Here is a 17703-nt window from a genome sequence, read left to right on the forward strand (position 1 = left end):
TCCGGCAGGATCCGCTTGCTCTCTCCCAACCCTCTTCCTTCAGGGAGAGCGGGGAGAGGGGCTGTCGCCGGCTCGCCTGTTGCAGTCAGAACCTCGCGACCCCGAAGCTGTTGCCCTTCAGCGGCCGCGCCTCGGCTTCCGCGCAGATATCCAGCAGGTAGCCGAGCAGCCTGCGGCTGTCGCGCGGGTCGACCAGGCCGTCGTCCCACAGGCTGGCGGTGCCGTAGAGCGCGGTGGACTGGCTGTCGAGCTTCTGCGCGGTGACGGTTTCCAGCATGTCGAGCATCTTCGGGTCGGCTTCCTTGCCTTCCTTGGCGTGTTTCTCCTCGGTGACGATGCGCAGCACCTTGCCGGCCTGGGCGCCGCCCATCACCGCGGTGCGACTGTTCGGCCAGGCGAAGATGAAGCGCGGGTCGAGGCCGCGTCCGCACATCGCGTAGTTGCCGGCGCCGTAGGAGCCGCCGACCACCAGGGTCAGCTTGGGCACGCGGGCGTTGGCCACCGCCTGGATCATCTTCGAGCCGTGCTTGATCACGCCCTGGCGCTCCGACTCGGTACCGACCATGAAGCCGGTGGTGTTGTGCAGGAACAGCAGCGGCGTGTTGCTCTGTTCGCAGAGCTGGATGAACTGCGCCGCCTTGGCCGCGCCCTGCGGGGTGATCGGTCCGTTGTTGCCGATCAGGCCGCAGGCGTGGCCCTCGATGCGCAGGTGGCCACAGACGGTCTGGCCGTCGAACTCGTTCTTGAAGTCGAGGAACTCGGAGCCGTCGGCGATGCGCGCGACGATCTCGCGGACGTCGTAGGGCTTCTTCGGGTCGGCCGGAACCACCCCGAGCAGCTCCTCCACCGGGTACAGCGGTTCGCGCCAGGAACGCGCCGGGCGCGCCGGCAGTTGTGCGTTCCACGGCAACATGCCGACGATCTCGCGGGCCAGGCGCACGCCGTCGGCGTCGTTTTCCGCCAGGTATTCCGCGGTGCCGGCGACCTGCGCGTGCAGTTCGGCTCCGCCGAGTTCCTCGTCGCTGGCGATCTCGCCGGTGGCGGCCTTGAGCAACGGTGGCCCGGCGAGGAACATCTTGGCCTTGCCGCGCACCACCACCACGTAGTCCGACAGCCCCGGCTGGTAGGCACCGCCGGCGGTGCTGGAACCATGCACCACGGTGACCTGGGGAATGCCCATGGCGGAGATCCGCGCCTGGTTGGCGAAGCCGCGCGCACCTTCGACGAAGATCTCCGCCGCATAGTTGAGGTTGGCGCCGCCGCTTTCGGTGAGGGTCACCACCGGCAGCTTGTTCTCCATGGCGATCTGCTGCAGGCGCAGGGTCTTCTTCAGCCCGGTCGGGGAGATGGTGCCGCCCTTGATCGCGCTGTTGCTGGCACTGACCAGGCAGCGCACCCCGGCGATGTAGCCGATCCCGGCGATGATCCCGCCGCCGGCCTGGGTGCCGTCCTTGTCGTCGTGCAGCTTGTAGCCGGCCAGCGAGGACAGTTCGAGGAACGGCGCGCCCGGGTCGAGCAGCAGCGCCAGGCGTTCGCGCGGCAGCAGCTGGCCGCGTTTCTCGAACTTCGGCCTGGCCTCGGCGGCCTTGTCCAGCACCTTCTGCTCCAACTCGCGGAAGCCGGCCACGGCGGCGAGCATGGCCTCGCGGTTGCGGGCGAAGTCCTCGCCGTTGACGTCGAGTTCCGACTGGATCGCGGGCATGTCAGTCCTCCTGGTCCTTCAGTACGTCGGGCAGGTAGGCGCGGTGGAAGCCGTTGTACGCGCGGCTCTGTCCCGGCTTGCCCTTGAATAGCGGGAAGGCGCGGCTGCCCTGGCTGGCGGCGCCGTCGATGCGGATCGTGTTGCCGCTGACGAAGGCGGCGCCGGGGGAGAGCAGGAAGACGATGGCGGCGGCGACTTCCGACTCGCTGCCGATGCGCTTGAGCGGCACGTGCTCGCGCAGGGTCGGGATCACCGCCTTGAACGCGCCTTCGTAGGTATCCATGCCGCTGGACGCGATCCAGCCCGGCGCCACCGCGTTGACCCGCACGCCGGCATGGCCCCACTCGACGGCGGCGGTCCTGGTGAAATTCTCCATGCCCGAGCGTGCGGCGCCGGAGTGACCCATGCCGGGCATGCCGCCCCACATGTCGGCGAGCATGTTGACGATGCTGCCGCCGGTCTTGCTCATCGACTGGTTGAACACTTCGCGGGCGACCAGGAAGCCGCCGACCAGGTTGGTGCGGAGCACGGTCTCGAAGCCCTTCTGGCTGATCGAGGCGAGGGGCGAGGGATACTGGCCGCCGGCGTTGTTGACGAGGTGATGGATGGTTCCGCGTTCGGCCAGGATATTCGCCACCAGCGTCTTCACCGCTTCCTCCTCGCGGATGTCGCAGGCGTGCCAGCTGACGCTGCCGCCGTCCTCGACGATCTCGCCGGCGGTCTTCTCCAGCTTTTCCGCCTTGCGTCCGACCAGCACCACGTGGGCGCCGAGGGCCGCCAGCTCGTGGGCGGTGCAGCGGCCGATGCCGCTGCCGCCGCCGGTGACGATGATGGTCTGGCCGTCGAACAGGCCAGGTCGGAAGATCGAGTCGTAGCTCATTGTTCTGGTGACTCCGATGAATCCCGTAGAGGGGCAGCGGAACGCCGCATTCGCCGTTCCTGGTTGTGGTTATCTGCCTTGCGTTTCCAGCGCGTCGGCGAGCGCCTGCGGCACCGCCACCGGGAACTCCAGCAACTGCTGGGCAAAGGCCTTGCCCTGCGGGTCGATGCGCAGGCTGGCGACGCCGCCGCCGCCGAGGGCGTTCTCCAGCAGGAAGTTCAGGCTGTGGCTGCCCGGCAGGTACCAGCGGCCGACCCGGCCGGTCTGCGGGTCGAGCACATGCTGCATCCAGTCCACCACGGCGCCTTCCTCCAGCGCCTCGGCGATCCACGGCAGGTACTCCGGGCGCCGCGCCATGACCCCGATGTTGCTGTGGTTGCCTTTGTCGCCGGAGCGCGCCACCGCTAGCTTCACCAGCGGCACGCTGGCGCTGGCGGGCTGCTCCGGGCGTGGCGGCTGGCGCGCCTCGGCCAATCGTGCCGGGTCGAAGGCTTCGAGGACCGGCAGTTCCAGCGGATGGCGCTGGCCGTCGATCTCTACGCTCAACGCGCATTGCGCCTTGTCGATCAGGAAAGAGAACAGGCGGATCACCGGATACACCGTCGGCCGGCCGCCGACGATGCCGGTCAGGCCGGGCGCCATCCCGGTGGCGGCCTGGGCGATCTCGCGGGAGAACAGCACCAGGGCTTCCTTGCGCGGATGCCGGACGGCCAGCTTGACCACCACTTCGCGGCTGTCCTGCCGTCGCCCATGGGGGCCATAGGTGGCTTCGCTGCCGAGCAGTTCGACGTTGACCTCGCGGTAGGGCTCCCAGCCGCGCTCGGCGAAGATTTCCTCGGTCCTGGCGATGATCGCCTGGCTGACCCGCTCGGCCTTCTTCAGCGCATCGATGCCGGCGATCAGGCAACTGGCGGTGCAGCGGAAACCGTCCGGATAGGTGGCGCTGACCTTGTACCGGTCGGTGGGCGGCAGGCCGCGCGCGCCTTCCACCGCGACCCGGTCGGGTCCGACCTGGCGCAGGCGCACCTCGGTGAAGTCGCAGACCACGTCGGGCAGCAGGTAGGCGCGTGGGTCGCCGATCTCGTAGAGCATCTGTTCGCCGACGCTCAGTTCGCTGACCAGGCCACCGGTGCCGGACGCCTTGGTCACCACGAAGCGCCCGTCGGCCTCGACCTCGACGATGGGGAAACCGATGTGCTCGTAGTCCGGCACCTGCTCCCAGTCGGTGAAATTGCCGCCGGTGCATTGCGCGCCGCATTCGACGATGTGCCCGGCGAGGGCGGCCTGGGCCAGTCGGTCGTAGTCGTCCCAGGCCCAGCCGAACTCGTGCACCAGGGCGGCGCTGACCACCGCGCTGTCGACCACCCGGCCGGTGATCACGATATCCGCGCCCAGGCGCAGGGCCTCGACGATGCCCGGCGCGCCGAGGTAGGCGTTGAGCGAGACGCACATCGGCGGGAAAGGCGCGTCGCTGAACATCTCGCGGATGCCGGCCTTGGCCAGTTCGGCCTGGCGCGCTTGCAGGTTGTCGCCATGGAGCACGGCGATCTTCAGCTGCACCCCGGCCTTCTCGCAGGCCGCGGCGAGGGCGGCGGCACAGGCCTGCGGATTGATCCCGCCAGCGTTGCTGATGACGCGGATCTTCTTCTCGGCGATCTCGCCCAGCAGTGGTGCGAGGACCTCGACGAAGTCGGTGGCGTAGCCGGCGTCCGGCTGTTTCAGGCGGGCGCCGGCCATGATCGACATGGTGATCTCGGCCAGGTAGTCGAACACCAGGTAGTCCAGCGGCGCGCCGCGCACCAGCTGCGCGGCCGCGGTGCAGGTGTCGCCCCAGAAGGCCGAGGCGCAGCCGATGCGTACGGTCTTTTGCATTGTTCTTGACCCGTGACGGCGGAAGTGTGGGGCGACATTACCAAGCAAGCGCTTGGTTGAGAAGAGGGCGGAAACAAATCCGTTCTCGGCTGTTACCCAAGCGCTTGCTCGGTCGTCTTCGCAGGCATACATTTCATGAATGCCGACAAGCACTTGCGGGGCAATCCCGAGGCCGGTCGGCAAATACGGAGCGGCCGGGCGCGCGGATGAGCGGCACCGAGCCGCCGACGATCCGGAAAAGGGGTACTCAGCGTTGGACGATCAGAAAGCCCGGGAAGTGATGCTGGAGCTGGTGGCTACCGGACAGCTCACCGATCCGGAAAGCGCCCGCGGCAAGCTGCTGCAGACCGCCGCCCACCTGTTCCGCAGCAAAGGCTACGAACGCACCACGGTGCGCGACCTGGCCAGCGCGGTGGGCATCCAGTCGGGCAGCATCTTCCATCACTTCAAGAGCAAGGACGAGATCCTGCGCTCGGTGATGGAAGAGACCATCCTCTACAATACCGCCCTGATGCGCGCCGCCCTGGCCGACGCCGAGGACCTGCGCGAGCGGGTGCTGGGACTGATCCGCTGCGAGCTGCAATCGATCATGGGCGGTACCGGCGAGGCGATGGCGGTGCTGGTCTACGAGTGGCGCTCGCTGTCCGCCGAAGGCCAGGCGTACATCCTCGGCCTGCGCGACATCTACGAGCAGATGTGGCTCGACGTGCTGGGGGAGGCGCGGCTGGCCGGCTACTGCCAGGGCGATCCGTTCATCCTGCGGCGCTTCCTCACCGGCGCGCTGTCCTGGACCACCACCTGGTTCCGTCCGGAAGGACCGATGAGTCTCGATCAGCTCGCCGAGGAGGCCCTGGCGCTGGTGATCAAGGACGCCTGATCACTCGGAGATCAGGCGGAACGGGTAGCTCAGCAGGAGGAAGTGCAGGGTGTTGATCGAGGCGTGCAGCAGCACCGCCAGGGACAGCCGCCCGCTGAAGTGCAGGACCATGCCGTAGCCCAGCCCGGCGATCCCGGCCAGCAGCGCGTACACCGGGTTCACCAGCAGGTGCAGCGCGGCGTAGGCGAGGGTCGCGACGATGATTCCCGGCCAGGCGCCGAACCAGCGGATCAACTGGCTTTGCAGCAGGCCGCGGAAGAACGCCTCCTCGGCCAGCGAGACCACCCCGACGTTCAGTACCAGCCACCACCAGAAGGCATCCGGCCACTTCGGCTGCCAGCTCGCGGCATTGGTCATGATCGACAGCAGCGGCACCACGAAGAAGGTCAGGCAGAAGGCCAGCGCGGTGATATCCAGCGACACCAGCGGCTGCTTCGGCCGGCGTAGCCACCAGGCGAGCAGGGTAAGGGCGACCAGGGCCTTGTCCCAGGGCAGCCAGATCATCTGGATCGGCGGGCTGGCGCTGGCAAGGTCCCAGGGGAACAGGCGCAGGGGAATGAAGCCGGGCAGGTAGTGGATGGCGATCAGGGCGCTGGCGGCGAGGCTCACCGGCCACCAGAGCAGGGTCGGCAGCCAGCGCTCGGCGTAGGTCACCCAGATGATGTAGAGCAGGACGATGACCGCCGTCAGCAGCGCGATGTGCCCGGTGAAGAAGCCCCCGAGCAGGAACAGAATGGGTAGAAGCGGTATCAGACGCCCGAGCATGCAGCCTCCCGTTTAAAGGAGGGATTCTAAAGGCATTTCGACCCGCGGATGGGAAAAGCGCAAGGAACGAACCTTCTGCCAGAGGGAAACATACGGGGAACGAACCCCAGGTTGCGCAGGAAAAACCACGCGCGGCCCGCATGACTCCGCCCCGCGAGCCTTCGCCTCGCCGGTTTTTCGCCCGCCGGGGTTTTCCTACGAGACCTAGTGACCCGCCGGCAGGCCAATAGGTTCAGCGGTCCTTCGCCTCCTGCGCGTCCAGCTCGGCGTTGCGTTCATGGATGCGTTTGAGCTGTTCCTCGCTCAACGGCAGCTTCTTCGCCGAGTCGCGCAGCAGCAGGAGTCCGCCGACGATGGAGCCCAGGGCGAGGACGATGATCAACCAGGCGTACCAGGGCATGTTGTTCTCCCTCATCGATATGAATGTTCACCATACGCCGGGTTTGCCTTTCTGTCAGGCAACGTTCCGGCGCGAGGTCCTGTGGTTGAGACTCCCGGCGGCGCTTGGAAGTTGCGGGCGGAGAAAGCGCTGAGCCTGGTCGGCGTGATGCCTGTCACATGTTGGCAATCTGACATTGCTTAACTGGCGGGTATCCCTTCATTGCCCCGTCCGGGCCTGCCAGCGAGAGGTTGCCGATGTCTCCGAGCGCGTTGTCCCGTCTGTTGCGCCCGGTGGAACCCCTGACTCCGGCGATGAGCATCAGCGACGTCGCCGACCGCCTGCTGATGCCGGAGCACCGTGCCTTCCTCTCGCTGCCGGTGGTCGACGACGAGCGCCGGGTCCTCGGCCTGGTCAGCCGCTACACCCTCCAGGACATCTTCATGCAGCGTTTCGGCCGCGACCTCTGGGGCCGCCATCCGGTGCGCGACGTCATGAACCGGGCGCCCCTCAGCGTCTCCCTCGGCTCCAGCCTGGAAGAGGCGGCGCAGCAGGTCACCGGTCGCCTGCAGTATCCGATCACCGAGGACTTCGCCCTGGTCGACGAAGAGGGCCGCTACCGTGGCCTGGGCACCGTGCTCGACCTGCTGAAGGCCATGGAGGCGCGCATCGCCCAGCGCAACCGGGTGTTGCGCAAGGCGCTGGTGGACCTCAAGGAGTCCCAGGCGCAACTGGTGCAGTCGGAAAAGATGGCTTCGCTCGGGCAGATGGTGGCCGGGGTCGCACACGAGCTGAACACGCCGCTCGGCTATGTCGGCAACAACCTGGCGCTGCTGGAGGAGCTGAGCGATCCCTTGTTGCGCCTGGCCGATGCCCAGGTGGCGCTGGTCGACTGCCTGGGCGACCCGCAGTGCGACGAAGCGCGCCTGGCGCAGGCGCTGCAGGCGGCCGACGCGGTGCGCCGCGAAGCCGCCGTCGAACAGTTGCGCGAGGACCTGCGGCAGTTGTTCGTCGATACCCGCTACGGCCTCGGCCAGATCGGCGAGCTGGTTTCCGGGCTCAAGGACTTCGCCCGCCTGGACCGCGCCTTCAGCGAGGAGGTCGACCTCAACGACTGCGTGCGCAACGCCGTGCTGATCGCCCGCACCGCCATCAAGGACAAGGCCGAGATCAGCAGCCAGCTCGGCGAGCTGCCGCTTATCGCCTGCGCGCCGTCGCAGATCAACCAGGTGCTGCTGAACCTGCTGACCAACGCCGCGCAGGCCATGGAGCGTTTCGGCCGCATCCTGCTGAAGAGCTGGGCCGACGAGCGCCAGGTGTTCCTCTCCGTGCAGGACAACGGCAAGGGCATGCCCGCCGAGGTCCTCGGCCGGATCTTCGACCCGTTCTTCACCACCAAGCCGGTGGGGCAGGGCACCGGGCTCGGCCTGTCGATCAGCTACAAGATCATCCAGCAACATGGCGGGACCATCCGCGTGGCCTCCGAACCGGGCCGCGGAACCCGCTTCCTCATCAGCCTGCCGCGAGAGCAGGCCCGCGAACTGAAACGGAGCGCCTGACATGAGCCCATCTCCCGTCCGCATTCTCTTCGTCGATGACGAGGAGCGCATCCTGCGCAGCCTGGCCATGCAGTTCCGCCGCCATTACGAGGTGCTCACCGAGAGCGACCCGCGGCGCGCCCTGGAGCGCCTGAAGACGGAACGGATACAGGTGCTGGTCAGCGACCAGCGCATGCCGCAGATGAGCGGCGCCGAACTGCTGGCGCAGGCTCGCGAGCGCTATCCGGAGACCCTGCGGATTCTCCTCACCGGCTATTCCGACCTCGATGCCGCCGTCGACGCGCTCAACGACGGTGGCATCTTCCGCTACCTGACCAAGCCCTGGAATCCCCAGGAAATGGCCTTCACCCTGCGCCAGGCGGCGGAGATCGCCAGCCGCCAGGGCCTGCTGGCGCCGCCCGCGGCCACGCTGGCGGCGCCGCTGAGCGTGCTGCTGCTCGACGACGACCCGGAAACCCTGGACTGCGTCGGGGCCTTCTGCCATGCCGGCGGGCATCGCCTGCTGCGCGCGCGCAACCTGGCCGAGGCGCTGGTGTGGCTGAACACCGAACCGGTGGAGGTGCTGGTCAGCGACCTGAAGCTGGCCGGGGAGCATACCGCGCCGCTGCTGAAATCCCTGGCCCAGGCCCATCCGCGCCTGCTCAGCCTGGTGGTTACGCCGTTCCGCGACACCCAGGCCCTGCTCGAACTGATCAACCAGGCGCAGATATTCCGCTACCTGCCCAAGCCGATCCGCAGGGGATTGTTCGAGAAAGGCCTGAAGGCGGCCGCCGAGCAGGCCTTGCTGTGGCGCGGGCGAAGCCTGCCGGAGGTCGACCGGCTGGCCGAGGTGCCGCGCGACGAGCGCGAGAAGGAACGGGTCGGCAGCCTGCTCGGCATGCTCGGCCGCCTGCGCGAGCGGCTGACGGCCTGAACGCCGGCCTAGCCGGCGTCGCAACCGGCGGCCTTGGCCTGGCGGCTTTCCACCAGGCGTGCGCGGAGGACGTCGTAGCTCCAGTTGAAGGCCATGGTGTAGGGCAGGAAGAACAGGATCAGGCCCATGTCGAGGAGGAACGCCTCGACCAGTCCGATTGACAGCCACCAGGCGGCCAGCGGTACCAGCACCACGATCAGGCCCAGCTCGAAGAGCATCGCATGCAGCACCCGGACCTGCAGGGTGCGCTGGAAGCCCATGCGCCGCTGGGCGCGGTCGAAGAGGCTGTTGAAGAGCATGTTCCAGAGCATCGCCACGGTGGAGAACATCAGCGTCAGCGCACCCATGTGCGCCAGTGGCTTGTTCATCACCAGCGACAGCACCGGCGCGGTGAGGAGGACGGCCAGGCCCTCGAAGGCCAGGGCGTGGAAGATCCGCTCCTTGAGAGTCTTGTCGAGGGCGGTGTGGGTGTGGGTCATGGCGAACGCTCCCGGTTCGTCGTTGAAGTCGGGCTGTATTGTCATCGGTCTTTGGGATAGGGTTAAGTTGGATACCATCGGAAAAACCGATATGCATTTGTCGCCCGAATCCCTCGAGGCCTTCGTCCAGGCCGTTTCCCTCGGCTCCTTCAGCGCCGCCGCGCGCAAGCTGGGCAAGAGCCAGTCGACCGTCAGCGAGGCCATTGCCCGGCTGGAGATCGACCTCGGCCTGGAACTCTTCGATCGCAGTGGCCGCCAGCCGCAACTGACCGAGGCCGGGCGCACCCTGCTGGGACGGGTCGAGGAGGTCCTCGGCGCATCCGACCGCCTGCGCCGGGTCGCCGCGCTGCTCGCCGGCGGCTCGGAGCCACGGGTGACCCTGGCGCTATCCGACACCTACCATTCGGCGCGCTACGAGGCGCGCCTGGCCGAACTGGACGAGCGTTACCCTGAGCTGGAGTTCGAATGCCTGATCGCCGAGGACCAGGACGTGATCGCCCAGGTCAGCCGCGGCCGCGCCACCCTCGGCCTGCTCGCCGCGCAGCCGCACTACCCGCCGGAGCTGGGCGTGGCGGCGGTCGCCGAGCGTGCCGAGTTCGGCCTGTTCGCCGCCGTCGACCATCCGCTGGCGGGTCTGGAGCGGGTCAGCGAGCGCGACCTTTCCGAATGGCGTCTGCTGCGCCTGAACACCTATAGCGAGACCGGCGCGGCGATCAACGACGGCCTGCCGTCCAGCGGCGGGCGCTGCTGGTCGGCGCCCAACTACCTGTTGCTGCTGGAAATGGCCACCCACGGCTTCGGTTGGGCCGAGCTGCCGCGCTGGCTGGTCAGCGGCTACGCCAACGGACGGCTGAAGGAGTTGCCGGTGTCCGGCTGGCCGCGCAGCCAGGCGGTGGACGTGGTCTGGTCGCGGCAGCGGCCGTTGGGACCGGCGGCCAACTGGTTGCTGGACCGCTTGCTGGATCGCGACCTGCCTATCTAGGGAGGGCCGGCTGAGCCCCGGTTCAGCCGGCGAAGCCGCCGGCGGCGAGGAAGGCGAGTTCCTCGGCGCTGGACGGGCGACCGAGGATCGGATTGCGATGGGGAAAGCGCCCGAAGCGACGGATGATCTCGCGATGCTCACGAGCGTTGGCGAGGAAGGGCTGGCCGAGTCCGTGGTTCAGCGCTACCGAGCGATCCTGGTCGGCAAGGTTCTCGGCATGGGCGAACGGCAGGTAGAAGAACAGCCGCAGCGCGTCCCCGACCTGGCGGTCGAGGCCTTGTCCCAGAGCCCGCTCCGCCCAGCGCCGCGCTTGGGCGTCGCTGGCGTACATGCGCGGGGTTCCACGGAAGGCGTTGCGCGGGTACTGGTCGAGCAGCAACAGCAGGCCGAGATGGTCCTCGGCTTCACCGGCAGCCGGGCGCAGAGCGTTGGCGCAGGCAAGCTCGTAGAGGTGGGCGAAGCGCTCGCGGAAGCGCCGGTCGAAATCGGCGTTCCTGGCGAACCAGAGGGTAGGGCCGGCATCGCGCCAGAAACCGACCACTTCCGGCAGCGGGGACGCGCTGGGAGGAGGCAAAAGCGCTGCATGGGGCATCTGCGGATCCAGGAAGTAGAGTAGGGACTCCAGGCTATTGGTCCGGGTTCTTTGGATAAACGTGGGTGGCATGGATAGACTGTCCAGCCATCCCGAATAGAGAGAAGGGGCCTGCCCATGGATCGTCTGGACAGCATGCGCGTGTTCCTGCGCGTTGCCGAAACCGGCAGCTTCACCAAGGCCGCGGATCTGCTGGACATGCCGCGGGCGACGGTCTCGGCGGCGGTCCAGCAGCTCGAAGCGCAACTCGGCAGCCGGCTGCTGCATCGCACCACCCGGCAGGTCCAGCTGACCCACGACGGCAGCGTGGTGCTGGAGCGTTGCCGCCACCTGCTGGAAGACATGGAGGAGCTGGAGAGCCTGTTCCACGACGGCAGCCGCGCCAGCGGCCGGCTCAAGGTCGACGTGCCGAGCCGGGTGGCGCGACTGCTGATCGCCCCGGCGCTGCCGGAATTCTTCCGCCAGCATCCGGACATCGAACTGGAACTGGGCTCCAGCGACCGTTCGGTGGACCTGGTGCAGGAGGGCGTCGACTGCGTCCTGCGGGTCGGCCAGTTGGGCAACAGCAGCCTGGTGGCGCGACGCCTCGGCGAGATGCAACTGGTCAATTGCGCCAGTCCCGCCTACCTGGAAGAGCATGGCGAGCCACGGACGCCAGCCGACCTCGACCGGCACTGGGCGATCAACTATGCCTCGCCCAGCAGCGGCCGGGTGTTGCCCTGGGAGTACCGCGAGGATGGGCGCACCCTGACCCGCGCGTTGCGCAGCCGGGTCACGGTGAACAACGCGGAAAGCTACATCGCCTGCTGCCTGTCCGGACTGGGCCTGATCCAGATCCCTGCCTACGACGTGCGCGAGCACCTCCAACGCGGCGAGCTGCGCGAGGTGCTGCCGCAGTGGCGGGCCGAAGCGATGCCGGCGTACGCCCTGTATCCGCACCGGCGGCATCTGTCGCGGCGGGTCAGGGCATTCGTCGACTGGCTGGAGCAACTGCTCCGCGCCCGCCTCTAGTCCACGACGTTCATCTCCCCGGCGCGTTCCGGGCTACGGCAAACGGCCGGATTCTGCGACAATGCGCGCCGTTTTCGATTCGCCGCGAGAGAGCCCATGTCCGCCTGCCAGTCCCCCATCATCGTCGCCCTGGATTTCCCCACCCGTGAGGCCGCCCTGGCGCTGGCCGATCAGCTGGACCCGAAACTGTGCCGGGTGAAGGTCGGCAAGGAACTCTTCACCAGTTGTGCCGCGGGTATAGTCGAGACCTTGCGTGGCAAGGGCTTCGAGGTGTTCCTCGACCTGAAATTCCACGACATCCCGAACACCACGGCGATGGCGGTGAAGGCCGCCGCCGAGATGGGCGTGTGGATGGTCAACGTGCACTGCTCCGGCGGCCTGCGCATGATGGCCGCCTGCCGCGAGACGCTGGAGGCCTTCAGCGGGCCCAGGCCGTTGCTCATCGGCGTGACCGTGCTGACCAGCATGGAGCGCGAGGACCTGGCGGGCATCGGCCTCGACATCGAGCCCCAGGAGCAGGTGTTGCGCCTCGCCGCCCTGGCGCAGAAGGCCGGCATGGACGGCCTGGTCTGCTCGGCCCAGGAAGCGCCGGCGCTGAAGGCCGCCCATCCGGGCCTGCAACTGGTCACGCCGGGCATCCGCCCGGCCGGCAGCGCCCAGGACGACCAGCGGCGCATCCTCACCCCGCGCCAGGCCCTGGACGCCGGCTCCGATTACCTGGTGATCGGCCGGCCGATCAGCCAGGCCGCCGACCCGGCCAAGGCGCTGGCGGCGATCGTCGCCGAACTGGGCTGAGGCGGCTTCCCCCACGCCTGCCGTCGGCGACCGTCGCGCGCCGTGTCGAGCCGGACTGGCGCAGGCATCATCCGCGCCTGTCCCTCCCCAGCGTCTAGGCTTGTAGCGGGCACTCCGGCAAGTACCGGTGGCAACGGTTTCACAGTTTCGTGAGGAAAAATTGCAAGTGCCTTGCCGGCTGGCCCCAGGCCAGTAGGATCGCTGTTTTCCCCGGAAACGCGAGGTCGGGATGCTGAACACCCTGGAAGCCTGCCTGAAGGCGGTCGATGAGATTCTCCTGGGCAAGGACCGCCAGGTGCGCCTGGCCCTGGCCTGCCTGCTGGCCCGTGGGCACCTGTTGATCGAAGACCTGCCGGGGATGGGCAAGACCACCCTCAGCCATGCCCTGGCGCGGGTGCTCGGGCTCAGTTTCCAGCGCATCCAGTTCACCTCGGACCTGCTGCCGGGCGATATCCTCGGTACCTCGGTGTTCGACAAGGACAGCGGGCAATTCGTCTTCCATCCCGGGCCGATCTTCGCCGAACTGGTGCTTGCCGACGAGATCAATCGCGCCACGCCGAAAAGCCAGAGCGCCTTGCTCGAGGCGATGGAAGAAGGCCAGGTGACCATCGAGGGCGCCACCCGGCCCTTGCCGGAACCGTTCTTCGTCATCGCCACGCAGAACCCGGCCAGCCAGGGCGGCACCTTCTCCCTGCCGGAATCGCAGCTGGATCGCTTCCTGATGCGCCTGTCGCTGGGCTACCCCGGACGCGCGGCGGAACGCTCGCTGTTGCTCGGCGAAGCCCGGCGCGATCTGCTGCCGCGCCTGGAACCCTTGCTCGACCACGCGGCGCTGGCCGCTTTCCAGGCCGAAGTGCCGAAGGTCCGCGCCAGCGATGCGCTGGTGGACTACGTGCTGCGCCTGGTCGAAGCGACCCGCACGCAGCCGGCCTTCGCCCTCGGCCTGTCGCCGCGCGGTAGCCTGGCGTTGCTCGCCGCGGCGCGTGCCTGGGCGCTGCTGGCGGGACGCGACTATGTGATTCCGGAAGACGTCCAGGCGGTGTTGCCGGCGGTCGCCGGGCATCGCCTGCGCGACCAGGCGGACCCCACCGGGCACGGTGGCGGCGCGCTGGTGCAATGGCTGTTGCGCGAAGTCCCGGCGCTCTGATGCGCCTGCGCAACTGGCCGCGCTGGCAGCGCTGGCTGAACCGGCGGATACCGCCGGCGAGCAGCGTCGAGCTGAACCAGCGCCGCGTATTCATCCTGCCGACCCGCCAGGGCGGCGCTTTCGGCCTGGCGCTGCTGGTGATGCTGCTGGCGGCGATCAACTACCAGAACAGCCTGGCCTACGGGTTGACCTTCCTGCTGCTGTCCCTGGGCGTGGTGACCATCCTCCATACCTATCGCAACCTTGCCGGCCTGCGCCTCACCGCGTTGGGAGCGGACCCGGTGTTCGCCGGCGAGCGCGCCGGTTTCCGGGTGCGCCTGGAAAGCCCGCGGCGGGCGCGCCAGGCCATCGCCGTCGGCTGGCCGGAGCGGCCGCTGGAATACGCCGACCTGGCAGGCGACGCGGCTGCCGAGGTGCTGCTGTTCCACCCGACCGAGCGACGCGGCTGGCTGCGGCCGGGGCGCCTGCGGGTGGAGAGTCGCTTTCCCCTCGGCCTGCTGGTGGCCTGGAGCTGGGTCGACCTGCGCCAGCAGGCGCTGGTCTACCCTCGGCCGCAGGCCGGCGAGCCGTTCCTCGCGCCGGGCGCGGAGGATGCCGAGGACCAGGGGCGCGCGCTGGCGAGCGCGGGCGTCGACGACTACCAGGGACTGCGCGCCTACCAGCCGGGCGACTCGCGGCGGCGCCTGCATTGGAAGGCGTTTTCCCGTGGCCAGGGGCTGCTGGTGAAGGACTTCGCCGCGCTCGGCGGGGAAGACCTGTGGCTGGAATTCGAGCGCCTCGGCGGGGATCTCGAAAGTCGCCTGGGCCGCTTGTGCCATGCAGTCCTGGAACTCTCCTCGCGGCAGCAGCCCTATGGCCTGGCGCTGCCCGGCACACGCCTGCAACCGGCCAGCGGCGAGGCCCAGCGCGAGGCCTGCCTGCGTGCGCTGGCGTTGTTCGGAGCGGCGCGATGAACGCGATTCCGCGGGTCGCGCTGGTCTGGCTGCTGGTGGCGCAGGTACTGGTGATCCTGCCGCACCTGGCCTACATGCCGCTGTGGATCGCGGCCATGTGGCTCGGTTGCGCGGCCTGGCGGGTGCAGGTCTTCCGCATGCGTGCCGGCTATCCGCGCGCCTGGGTCAAGCTGGCCCTGGCGCTGCTCGCCGGGGCCGGGGTCTGGTTGTCGCGCGGCAGCCTGGTGGGCCTGGACGCGGGGGCGGTGCTGCTGATCGCCGCGTTCATCCTCAAGCTGGTGGAAATGAAGACCCGCCGCGATGCGCTGGTACTGGTGTTCCTCGGTTTCTTCGCAGTGGTGGTGGGCTACCTGTTCGACGACGGTTTCCTCGCCGCGCTGTACAGCCTGCTGCCGGTGACCGCGTTGCTGGCGGCGCTGATCGGCTTGCAGCAGAGCGCTTTCGCCAGCCGGCCCTGGCCGACCCTGCGGCTGGCCGGCGGGCTGTTGCTGCAGGCGCTGCCGCTGATGCTCCTGCTGTTCCTGTTCTTCCCCCGCCTGGGGCCGCTGTGGTCGTTGCCGATGCCCGGCAACAAGGGGGTCACCGGACTCTCGGAGAGCATGGCGCCAGGGGATATCGCCGAGCTTGGGCGCTCCGCCGAACTGGCGTTCCGGGTCCGCTTCGAGGGCGCACCGCCGCCGCGCGAGCAGCTCTACTGGCGCGCCTTGACCATGGAGCGTTTCGACGGACGACGTTGGGCTCAGGTGCCGCAATGGTCGGGCGAGGATGCTGTGCACTGGCAGAAGCGTGGCCCCGAGCTGCGCTACGACGTGATCATGCAGCCCAGTTCGCAGCCCTGGCTGTTCGCCCTCGACGTGGCGCAGACCGACCAGACCGACACGCGCCTGATGAGCGATTTCCACCTGCAGCGGCGGCAGCCGGTCGAGCAACGTCTGTTCTACCGAGCCAGTTCCTGGCCACAGGCGCTGCGCGAGTCCAGCATCGATCCGCGCATGCGCTGGCGCAACCTGCAGTTGCCGATGCACGGCAATCCGCGCGCGCGCGCCCTGGCCGAGCAACTGCGCCAGGCCCATGCGCAACCGCAGGCACTGGTCGCGGCCCTGTTGCAGCGCTTCAACCGCGAGCCCTTCGCCTACACCCTGAAACCGCCAGCGACCGGTGCCGACGGGGTGGACGATTTCCTGTTCGACACGCGCAGCGGCTTCTGCGCGCATTACGCCGGGGCGATGGCTTTCGTCCTGCGCGCCGCGGGCATTCCTGCGCGAGTGGTGGCCGGCTACCAGGGCGGCGAGCTGAATCCGGCGGGCAACTACCTGCTGGTGCATCAGTTCGACGCCCACGCCTGGGTCGAATACTGGCAGCCGGAGCAGGGCTGGCTGAGCGTCGACCCGACCTACCAGGTGGCGCCCGAACGGATCGAACAGGGGCTGGAGCAGGCCCTGGCCGGGGACAGCGAGTACCTCGCCGACGCACCGCTGTCGCCGTTGCGCTACCTTGGCCTGCCCTGGCTCAACGACATGCGTCTGGCCTGGGACAGCCTGAACTATGGCTGGCAACGCTGGGTCCTGGCCTACCAGGGTGAGCAGCAGGGCGCCTTCCTGCAGCGCTGGTTCGGCGGGCTCGATCCGACCCGACTGGGTCTGTTGCTCGGTGCCGCGGCGATATTGTCGGTCGGTCTGCTCGCGCTGTTCCTGCTCAAGCCCTGGCAAGGCCGTGGCGATCTGCGCAGCCGCCAACTGCGCCGCTTCGAACGCCTGCTGGAAATGCATGGCCTGCGCCGTTCCCCCGGCGAAGGGCTACGCTCCTACGGCGAGCGCGCCGCCCGCGTCCTGCCGGCGCAGGCGCCAGCCATCGCGGCCTTCGTCGGCGCGTTCGAAGCGCAACGCTATGGACACGGCGGTGCCGATGATCCAGGGTTGCGTCTGCGCGCATTGCGCCGGGCGCTGCCCTGGCGCCTGGTGCGCGCGCCCACGCGGGATGGCCGGGGAGAGGAGCAGGCATGACGGGGTTCATCGATGAACTGCTGGCCGAGGTGATCGGCCAGCAGGTGGCGTTGATGTCGGCGGTCGCCCGCCTGGAGGCGCGCACGGATGGCGAGGCACTGCACGACCTGCGCATCGCCCTGCGCCGTCTGCGCAGCCTGCTGCGGCCGATCCGCGGAGTCCCCGGCGTCGAGGAGCTGGAGCATGCCGCCGCCGAGGTCGGGCGGCTCAGCGGGCCGATCCGCGACCTGGAGGTGCTGCTGCCGGCGCTCGCCGCCGAAGGGCTGCGGGATGCGCTGGCGGTGCGCCGGCCGGTGCTGGAGTCCGGCTACGTGGCGGTTCTCGCCAGCCAGCCGCTGCACCGCCTGCAGCTTTGCCTGGACGTCTGGCCGGCCCTGTTGCGTACGGCCCAGCGGCATGCCGTGCTGGATGGCCTGCACGGCCGGGTGCGCAAGCGCCTGCGCCGGCAATGGAAGACCCTGCGCGCCGAGCTGGCGGACACCACCTACGAGCACTGGCACCCGCTACGGCTGCGGATCAAGCGCGTGCGCTACGGGCTGGAGGCCTATCCGCACGATTGCAGCATTCCCGGCTCGCTGCTGGCGCCGCTCAAGGCGGCCCAGTCGGCGCTGGGCGATTGGCACGACCTCGAACAGTGGCTGTTGCGATGCCAGCGCGAGCCGGACCTGGCGCCCGTGCGCGAGGTCTGGACGGCACGCTTCGAACTGGCCCGGGAGCGTGCCGGACGGGCCCTGTCGACATTGCAGCAGGCGCTTGCCGAGCACTGAGGCCGCCGGTATTCCGATCGGCTTTTT

General features: G+C 68.7%; 17 protein-coding genes. 10 read left to right on the forward strand and 7 right to left on the reverse strand.

The features are described 5' to 3' along the window. Positions 1 to 85: 85 nt before the first annotated feature. From atuC to ACTJJX_RS05145, 3 genes are all read right to left on the reverse strand, one after another. Complete coding sequence (gene atuC / locus ACTJJX_RS05135) at positions 86 to 1702, reverse strand: geranyl-CoA carboxylase subunit beta (RefSeq protein WP_003090993.1); 1617 nt, start codon at positions 1700 to 1702, stop codon at positions 86 to 88. 1 nt (position 1703) lies between these two features. Further along, on the reverse strand, positions 1704 to 2582 hold the full coding sequence (locus tag ACTJJX_RS05140) for an SDR family oxidoreductase (RefSeq protein WP_003090991.1): 879 nt from the start codon (positions 2580 to 2582) through the stop codon (positions 1704 to 1706). Between the two features lie 69 nt (positions 2583 to 2651). Further along, positions 2652 to 4454 (reverse strand): acyclic terpene utilization AtuA family protein, encoded by a 1803-nt coding sequence (locus ACTJJX_RS05145; RefSeq protein ID WP_016852685.1) that lies wholly within the window; start codon positions 4452 to 4454, stop codon positions 2652 to 2654. A gap of 253 nt (positions 4455 to 4707) precedes the next feature. Between ACTJJX_RS05145 and atuR the strand changes: the two genes are divergently transcribed. Further along, the gene (gene atuR / locus ACTJJX_RS05150; RefSeq protein WP_003117641.1) at positions 4708 to 5331 is read left to right on the forward strand and encodes an atu genes transcriptional repressor AtuR; all 624 of its coding nucleotides are present in this window, start codon (positions 4708 to 4710) and stop codon (positions 5329 to 5331) included. Here atuR and ACTJJX_RS05155 read toward each other — a convergent pair whose 3' ends face one another. Both ACTJJX_RS05155 and ACTJJX_RS05160 read right to left on the reverse strand, forming a co-directional pair. Beyond that, positions 5332 to 6096: a CPBP family intramembrane glutamic endopeptidase gene (locus ACTJJX_RS05155; protein ID WP_003090986.1), complete on the reverse strand. Its 765-nt coding sequence runs from the start codon at positions 6094 to 6096 to the stop codon at positions 5332 to 5334. It lies immediately after the preceding gene. Between the two features lie 232 nt (positions 6097 to 6328). Beyond that, on the reverse strand, positions 6329 to 6496 hold the full coding sequence (locus ACTJJX_RS05160) for a DUF2897 family protein (protein WP_003090984.1): 168 nt from the start codon (positions 6494 to 6496) through the stop codon (positions 6329 to 6331). Positions 6497 to 6732: 236 nt separating this feature from the next. Between ACTJJX_RS05160 and ACTJJX_RS05165 the strand changes: the two genes are divergently transcribed. Together ACTJJX_RS05165 and ACTJJX_RS05170 are read left to right on the forward strand one after the other, a co-directional pair. Next, the gene (locus ACTJJX_RS05165; protein WP_320535445.1) at positions 6733 to 8034 is read left to right on the forward strand and encodes a sensor histidine kinase; all 1302 of its coding nucleotides are present in this window, start codon (positions 6733 to 6735) and stop codon (positions 8032 to 8034) included. Position 8035: 1 nt separating this feature from the next. Then, entirely contained in the window at positions 8036 to 8947 is a 912-nt protein-coding gene (locus tag ACTJJX_RS05170; RefSeq protein ID WP_440781896.1) for a response regulator, read from the forward strand. 8 nt (positions 8948 to 8955) lie between these two features. Here ACTJJX_RS05170 and ACTJJX_RS05175 read toward each other — a convergent pair whose 3' ends face one another. Continuing rightward, positions 8956 to 9426, reverse strand: a complete 471-nt coding sequence (locus ACTJJX_RS05175) for a multidrug/biocide efflux PACE transporter (RefSeq protein ID WP_003101714.1) — start codon at positions 9424 to 9426, stop codon at positions 8956 to 8958. Between the two features lie 91 nt (positions 9427 to 9517). On the opposite strand from ACTJJX_RS05175, the gene ACTJJX_RS05180 reads away from it, so the two are divergent. After that, positions 9518 to 10408 (forward strand): LysR family transcriptional regulator, encoded by an 891-nt coding sequence (locus tag ACTJJX_RS05180; protein ID WP_003090978.1) that lies wholly within the window; start codon positions 9518 to 9520, stop codon positions 10406 to 10408. 22 nt (positions 10409 to 10430) lie between these two features. Here ACTJJX_RS05180 and ACTJJX_RS05185 read toward each other — a convergent pair whose 3' ends face one another. Next, positions 10431 to 11072 carry a DUF924 family protein gene (locus tag ACTJJX_RS05185; RefSeq protein ID WP_016852687.1) on the reverse strand — a complete coding sequence of 214 codons (642 nt, stop codon included), beginning with the start codon at positions 11070 to 11072 and terminating at the stop codon, positions 10431 to 10433. Between the two features lie 45 nt (positions 11073 to 11117). Here ACTJJX_RS05185 and ACTJJX_RS05190 point away from each other — a divergent pair, with 45 nt between their 5' ends. The 6 genes from ACTJJX_RS05190 (at position 11118) to ACTJJX_RS05215 (ending at position 17676) form a co-directional block, all read left to right on the forward strand. Continuing rightward, positions 11118 to 12011 carry a LysR family transcriptional regulator gene (locus tag ACTJJX_RS05190; protein ID WP_014602735.1) on the forward strand — a complete coding sequence of 298 codons (894 nt, stop codon included), beginning with the start codon at positions 11118 to 11120 and terminating at the stop codon, positions 12009 to 12011. A 96-nt stretch (positions 12012 to 12107) separates the two neighbouring features. Further along, complete coding sequence (gene pyrF, locus ACTJJX_RS05195; protein ID WP_003090975.1) at positions 12108 to 12806, forward strand: orotidine-5'-phosphate decarboxylase; 699 nt, start codon at positions 12108 to 12110, stop codon at positions 12804 to 12806. Positions 12807 to 13035: 229 nt separating this feature from the next. Then, the gene (locus tag ACTJJX_RS05200) at positions 13036 to 13953 is read left to right on the forward strand and encodes an AAA family ATPase (RefSeq protein WP_003090974.1); all 918 of its coding nucleotides are present in this window, start codon (positions 13036 to 13038) and stop codon (positions 13951 to 13953) included. Beyond that, positions 13953 to 14906, forward strand: a complete 954-nt coding sequence (locus ACTJJX_RS05205; RefSeq protein WP_014602736.1) for a DUF58 domain-containing protein — start codon at positions 13953 to 13955, stop codon at positions 14904 to 14906. The genes ACTJJX_RS05200 and ACTJJX_RS05205 overlap by 1 nt, the downstream gene beginning before the upstream one ends. Further along, positions 14903 to 16909, forward strand: a complete 2007-nt coding sequence (gene tgpA / locus ACTJJX_RS05210) for a protein-glutamine gamma-glutamyltransferase TgpA (RefSeq protein ID WP_016852688.1) — start codon at positions 14903 to 14905, stop codon at positions 16907 to 16909. The genes ACTJJX_RS05205 and tgpA overlap by 4 nt, the downstream gene beginning before the upstream one ends. After that, on the forward strand, positions 16906 to 17676 hold the full coding sequence (locus tag ACTJJX_RS05215) for a CHAD domain-containing protein (RefSeq protein ID WP_003117634.1): 771 nt from the start codon (positions 16906 to 16908) through the stop codon (positions 17674 to 17676). Before tgpA ends, ACTJJX_RS05215 begins: the two co-directional genes overlap by 4 nt. The last annotated feature ends 27 nt before the right edge of the window (positions 17677 to 17703 follow it).

The organism is Pseudomonas sp. 22490, from assembly GCF_052044465.1.
Taxonomy (GTDB): Bacteria; Pseudomonadota; Gammaproteobacteria; order Pseudomonadales; family Pseudomonadaceae; genus Pseudomonas; species Pseudomonas aeruginosa.